This window comes from Capnocytophaga sp. oral taxon 412 str. F0487, assembly GCF_000271925.1.
Lineage (GTDB): Bacteria > Bacteroidota > Bacteroidia > Flavobacteriales > Flavobacteriaceae > Capnocytophaga > Capnocytophaga ochracea.
Window position 1 is genome coordinate 1 of the sequence record NZ_AJZR01000005.1, and the last position, 6,403, is coordinate 6,403.

A 6,403-nucleotide genomic window follows, 5' to 3' on the forward strand; every position below is an offset into this window, starting at 1 on the left:
TCTTTCTAAAGCCATTCCTCTTGAACCTTTGATGAGTATTAGGCTGTCTTGAAAAGAAAGATTCTTAAAGACCTCTTGAAATTCCTCAAAGGTTTCATACTGCGGATAAGGTGCTTTAGTTTGTTTAAAATTCTTTCCGATGAGGTAGACCCCTGCCCATTGGTGCTCTTTGAGTTTATCGACAATGCTTTGATGCTCCTGAGTAGCGTAATCGCCAAGCTCAAACATATCGCCGAGAATAAGCACTTTATTAGGGAAGCTATTCATAGAAAGGAGATTGTCGATAGCAGCAGTCATACTGCTAGGATTGGCATTATAGGCGTCGAGCAAAACTGTATTACTACCCCATTCCAATAGCTGACTGCGATTGTTTTGAGGAATATAGCTTTCTATGCCCTTCTGAATAGCCTTTGTAGAGAGTTTGAAGTAACGTCCAAAAGCTACCGAAGCAGCAATATTAGTGAAGTTATAGCTTCCTACCAGATGAGAAGTTGCGACAGTGGGAGCATCACTAAAGCCTTCTATATTGGTAGGGAATCCTTCTGTGGTGGTTTGTAGGGACGAGTCAGCAAACTGTATTTTCACGGGTTGAGTGCTGAGACATTGCACAGAGACGTTCACCCCTTCGCCTACTCCAAAACTGTACACATTGTTATAGTTTTCCAAAAGCGCTTCGGTGATAGGATTATCGGCATTGGCAATAATGGTTTTATGGTGTGTTTTGAGGTAATCATAGAGCTCTCCTTTGGTTTTTATCACGCCTTCGAAAGAACCAAAGCCTTCTAAATGCGCTTTACCAATACTGGTAATATAGCCGTAGTCGGGTTCAGCAATAGAACATAGGAAGGCAATTTCACCTGGGTGATTGGCACCCATCTCCACAATAGCAATATCCGTTTCTGGTTTAATTGTAAGCAAAGTGAGAGGTACTCCTATATTGTTGTTTAGGTTGCCTTGTGTAGCTACTATGTTCAGTTGTTGTGATAATACCGACTTGATAAGCTCCTTTGTGGTGGTTTTCCCATTGCTACCGGTAATACCAATAACGAGTGTTTTTAGCTTCCTGCGGTGATAAGTAGCGAGCTGTTGGAGTGTAGTGAGGACATCGTCTACCAAAAGTGTTTTATCGGCGATGTGATAAGCAGGGTCATCAATTACTGCATAGCAGGCTCCTTTGGCAAGAGCTTCTTGAGCAAAGGTGTTGCCGTTAAACGAAGCTCCTTTTAAAGCAAAGTAAATACTATTAGGCTTTATATTGCGGGTATCAGTACTTACGCCCGCTGAAGTTATATATCTTTGATAAAGCTCTTCTATCATAAACTATTAGTTCTTTTATAATGCAAAACTACAGCATTTTTTTGAGTTAAGCAAATTGTTTCTCTTACTTTCTGTAAAAAAAGAAAAGAGCCCTCTTGAAAAGTTCAAGAAGACTCTTTGCCTATGAAATATTTTATGTTTTTTTATCCTTTAGGAGTTTTATGGTTCTTTTTGGCTTTTGAACCTACACGGCTCATAGCGTTGCGGAACCCTATATAATCAGTAGCAATGTACTGAGGTAAGAAACGACGTTGCGCTGGGTCAAGCCAATAAGCACGGTCTCTCCAAGAACCACCTTTAAATACGCGTACTTCGTCGTCGATAAGTGAAGTGCGGTCGTTAGAAGTATCATAGTCCTTACCGTTGATATCACTTCCTGGTTTTTTAGGACGAGGAGCGTTGTACATTGAGTTTGTATACTCTGAACCTTCTGCCATCAAGTCACTGTTGCGATAGTTGCGTGTAGATGATTTATCGCCATCGTGATAACTGCGGTTATCGGAGTGTGTAAAGTTATAACGCAAATAGGTTTCGTTTGAGTCGATAGGAACAGTAGCGAGGTTACCTGGCAAATTACGAGCGATAATTTTACCGTTCATCAAAGTGTCATACTTCACATTTTCAGGAGTTACTACTATTTGTTTTCCGTCTTCACCTATAGCGTGTTTCATATACACGTTACCGCGGTAATAGTTGAAATCTGTTATTTCATCATCAACAATAGGGCGATAAACATCGGCTACCCACTCTGCTACGTTACCTGCCATATCATACAACCCAAAGTCATTGGGTGGATAAGTTTTAACTGCCACAGTGATATCACCTTTGTCATCTGACCAACCTGCCAATCCGCCGTAGTCACCTTTACCTTGTTTGAAGTTAGCTAAGAGGTCTCCACGTGTTCTGCGCTTGGTAGAACGAGTGTATTGGCTATCCCAAGGGTATTTCTTTCTACCTTGCAATGAGTTGTATTCACGAATACCACCCAAAGATTTGGCAGCGTATTCCCACTCTACTTCAGTAGGCAAACGATACTCAGGCAATAAAATACCGCTAGTTTGTTTAGCATAAGTTGCTTCTCCTTCTTTATTAGTTTTCTTACCTCCCATTTCACCAGCTATCTTACCTCCGTAAGTTTGTGATGGAGCGTTTAGGTAAGTATCGGTACTAAAAGTGCTAGTAGCATCTACTTGGTAACGAGCATCTTTTGCAAGATAACCATCGCGTTCCAAGATTGCCTCGTTCACACGGTCAGTACGCCAAGAACTAAATTGTACTGCTTGCACCCAGTTTACCCCTACTACAGGATACTCAGCATAAGCAGGGTGACGCAAGTAATTGCTAACCATTGCTTCATTAGCACTTAGAGGGCTTCTCCATACTAAGGTATCAGGAAGGGCACCTATATATATATTTCTATATTGCTCTTCATCTGGTGGGAATACACGTTTCAACCAATCAAGGTATTCCATATACATCTTGTTGGTTACCTCTGTTTCGTCCATATAAAAGGACTGTACGTGTTGTTGGGTAGGTGTGTTATTCCAGTCGTGCATTATGTCGTCTTCCACCTGACCCATAGTGAAGGTACCTCCCTCAATGAGCACAAGACCAGGACCTGTCTCTTGGTCTTTAAAATCTGTATTGTATTGAAAACCACCTTCTTTCGCGTTGATTTTCCAACCTGTCGCACTCGATGTGTTCTTATCAGTCTTCTTGCCACAACCTGCGAGCAACAATCCTGCTAAGGCCATATAAACAGGTACTTTTAATAAATTTCTTTTCATAGTAAAAACACTTGTTAGCATAAAAATTCGGGCGCAAGATACTACTTTTTTTTAATGTAGTATCATCTTTTCTCAATTTTAACTATATATTAATATTCTATTTTTTGTGTATTTTTTATATATGTTTGATTTATAGTTTTATACACTCTCTTCTGTCCTTCTCTTGTTTCTCATATTTCCTCTTCTCCCACCCTATTTTTTAACAATTCTTTAAGTATTTTGTTTATAACATTTGGTTCTTATCGGCTAAAAAAACCAATAACAACGACAAAAAGAACGCTATAATAGGTGCTATCATCCACATCGCAAAGAATCGCTTTACTTGAGTCTTGCGAAAAATATTCTTATGTCCCATCTTCGCTACGCCTATTCCTAAGATAGCTGCTACATTCACTTGTACCAATGAGGTGGGTATTCCTTTTACAACCGAAGCTAGTAACAACAAGCTCCCCGATATAAATGCGATAATCACCGCTTCAAACTTCCCAAAAAGTATTATTTCCTTCCCTGTATTCTTCAGTATCTTATGTCCAAAAAGCGAAGCGCCAATGCCAAAACACGGTGCTACCACCAAAGTAGCCAACATCAAAATAACAATATGGTCGCTCTCGCGAATGTGTAGCTCGTTAATCGTCATTGTATACAAAGGTCCCGTCGCATTAGCTACGTTGTTAGAACCTATCGCAAACGATACGTACAAAGCCATTATCACCAACGCTACATCCCAAATATGCTTCTTGTTCTCATTCTGCGCCCGCTGTATCGTCAGCCCTCGCCTGCGCATCGGCTGGTAAATGTATTTCCCCGCAAAATAACTCAGAAAATAAGCAATCACAGGCAATATAAACCACGCAGGTATAATCTCCATAAATAGCTTATTCGTGTCTAACTTCTCAAAATACAACGCTGGTGCCGCTAAGGCTAATACTGCTGCCTGACTGGTGGACTGCGGTATCCCGGAAATGTTCGAAATAAGCATCGTTACCGCTATCGAAAATAAGGCTATCGATACCACCGTAAAATCCAAATACTCCGAGGGTAATATGCCACTCCCCATCGTACCTGCCGTTTTCTTCCCTGCCAAAAACGCCCCTACAAACACCATTATCCCAAATAACCCCGGGATAACAGTCTTTCTAATCACATTAGCACCATAGCTTGCCGAGAATGCAGGAGCCGTACCGCTACCTCCCATCGTAATGGCTACTGCCATTGCAATGAGAAACGGAATAAGTAATTGGCTGTATATGGGTGTCATTCTCTATATCAGTTTTTCTTCGCAAAAGTATAAAATCTTTTTTAAATAACAATATTTTTTCTGCAAAAAAAAAGCCCGATATTACTATCGGACTTTTCCATTAACCAACCAAAACTTTAAATTATGAAAACTATTATTTGAAGTTTTACAATGAGCTACCACCCTCATTGCGTCGGCAAAGGTACGGCGTTTTTTTTAACTACCAAAATAATTCCAGAGTTTAACAAAACTTTAACGCACCTATAATGTCTTTATTACTGATTATCAGCGTTTAGTGTCTTTATTTTATTTCTTCTCCAATTTATTTATCTCCGCAAGTTCTGCCTCTGTAAGTTTCTTAAATGTATACTCATACGTTCCTTGATTATCGTCATCATCTTTATCTATAAATGAAATAACAAGCCTATTTCCTCTTACAAAAAAGTTCTCAGGAGTATCGTCTTTTTTAGTAATCGTACCATTAGAAGCAGTATAAGGCACCGCTCTGCCTTTTTCAAACTCACAACGATTAGTATTACTATTGAAGCCAAAGTCATAATTAGTTACTGTATTGGCGGTATAAATATCTACTTGTTTATCTTCACAGGGTCCTTTTTCGATAGGTTGTCCATTAAAGGTAGCTTTTTCTATCTGCCACGCCCCTATGAGTGCTTTGGGGTCGGTAGTTTTTTCAGGAACTTTATACTCCATCGCTCTAAGGGTTGTCAATTCTTTTTCGCTGATTTTCTTATAGGTATATGAAAAAGAACGCTTTCTCCCTTGTTCATCTAATCCAGTCCCCTCTATTACAAGTTTAGTTTCAGTCACAGTAAAAGTAACTGTCTTACCTTCAATTGTAATAGTTGTCCCCGATATAGTATAGGGTTTTATTTCTTGTTTTTTATAGGTACAATTATATTCATCATACTTTTCAAAGATAAGCTCTTCTACTGTGCTTTCAGTAAAAATAACAGCATCTTTTAAATAGCATTCCGAAAACGCTAACTTCTCACCATCAAGAGTTCCCGATTCCATTTGCCACGCCCCTATCAGTTGTTTTTTGTAATCAGGAGCTTTATACTCCATCGCTCTAAGAGCTGTCAATTCTTTTTCGGTAATTCTTTTATAGGTAGTGGTAGAAGGCTTTTTGTTTCCTTGTACATCTGTATAGACTCCCTCTATCACAAGTTTACCCTCAGTAATGGTAAAAGTGGTAGTACCATCTTTGGTTGTAAAGGTGTTCCCCGAAAGAATGTAAGTCAAAGGGTCTTGTTTCTCATACGAGCAATTACCATTTCTTTTCTTAAACGAAAGACGTTCCATTGTCTTTTCAGTAAAAACAATCGTTTCTTTTAGTGTACATTCTGAAACCGAAGACGGTTTCCCGTCTATGGTAGACGATTCCATTTGCCACACTCCTATCAGTTCGACAGTTTTCTGTGGAGGCTCAGGTGTTTTATCATCTTTGCTTCCGCAAGACGAAATCATTGTGGCAAGGGCAACAAATGCCCCAAATAAAAATTTCTTCATATGTGTTAGTATTTTTAGTTTGAGGGCGCAAAACTATAAAATTAATTTATCTTCACCAAAAAATCATCATAACACCCCACCTCCGAGTCCCTTCTAACCTCTCCAAAACCTTCTACAACCCTCTATTGGTCACCACATTTCCCCTCGGAGAGGAAGTCCGCGAAAGTGGAGTATGTGAATAGGGGGAGGTTTGTCACCTTTCCCAGCTTGTCCCCCTTCGGGGGTTCGGGGGCTTACCGAATAAATGACTCGTCACAGTTCCCCCTCTCCGAGTGGACTAGGGGGAGGTTTCCTCCGCTTTTCCGTCCCAACATTCTCCCTCTCCTTGGGAGAAGTCTCCGAATAGGAGAGTATGTGAACGGGGTGAGGATTCTCTTTCTTTCGCCTCGAAACCCTGTTTTTACCGTTTTTTACATCGCTGTATTATACTATTAATCAACTTTTTACATACCCTTTCTATACCAATCGTCCAAGATTCGTATAAGCTTCCTATAAGCTCTCTATAAGCTACCCCCACCCTCCTTACACCCTT

General features: G+C 40.0%; 4 protein-coding genes. All 4 read right to left on the reverse strand.

Annotated elements, in window-relative coordinates; translation table 11 throughout:
* The coding region (locus tag HMPREF1321_RS00615; RefSeq protein ID WP_009420911.1) for a UDP-N-acetylmuramoyl-tripeptide--D-alanyl-D-alanine ligase at nt 1-1,317 on the reverse strand (1,317 nt) is incomplete at its 3' end.
* 143 nt (nt 1,318-1,460) lie between these two features.
* Nucleotides 1,461-3,125, reverse strand: coding sequence for a gliding motility lipoprotein GldJ (gene gldJ / locus HMPREF1321_RS00620; RefSeq protein ID WP_034575371.1), 1,665 nt, complete (start codon nt 3,123-3,125; stop codon nt 1,461-1,463).
* 202 nt (nt 3,126-3,327) lie between these two features.
* The gene (locus HMPREF1321_RS00625) at nt 3,328-4,362 is read right to left on the reverse strand and encodes an inorganic phosphate transporter (protein WP_009420908.1); all 1,035 of its coding nucleotides are present in this window, start codon (nt 4,360-4,362) and stop codon (nt 3,328-3,330) included.
* A 285-nt stretch (nt 4,363-4,647) separates the two neighbouring features.
* Nucleotides 4,648-5,871: a lipocalin family protein gene (locus tag HMPREF1321_RS00630; RefSeq protein WP_009420910.1), complete on the reverse strand. Its 1,224-nt coding sequence runs from the start codon at nt 5,869-5,871 to the stop codon at nt 4,648-4,650.
* Nucleotides 5,872-6,403 lie beyond the last annotated feature (532 nt).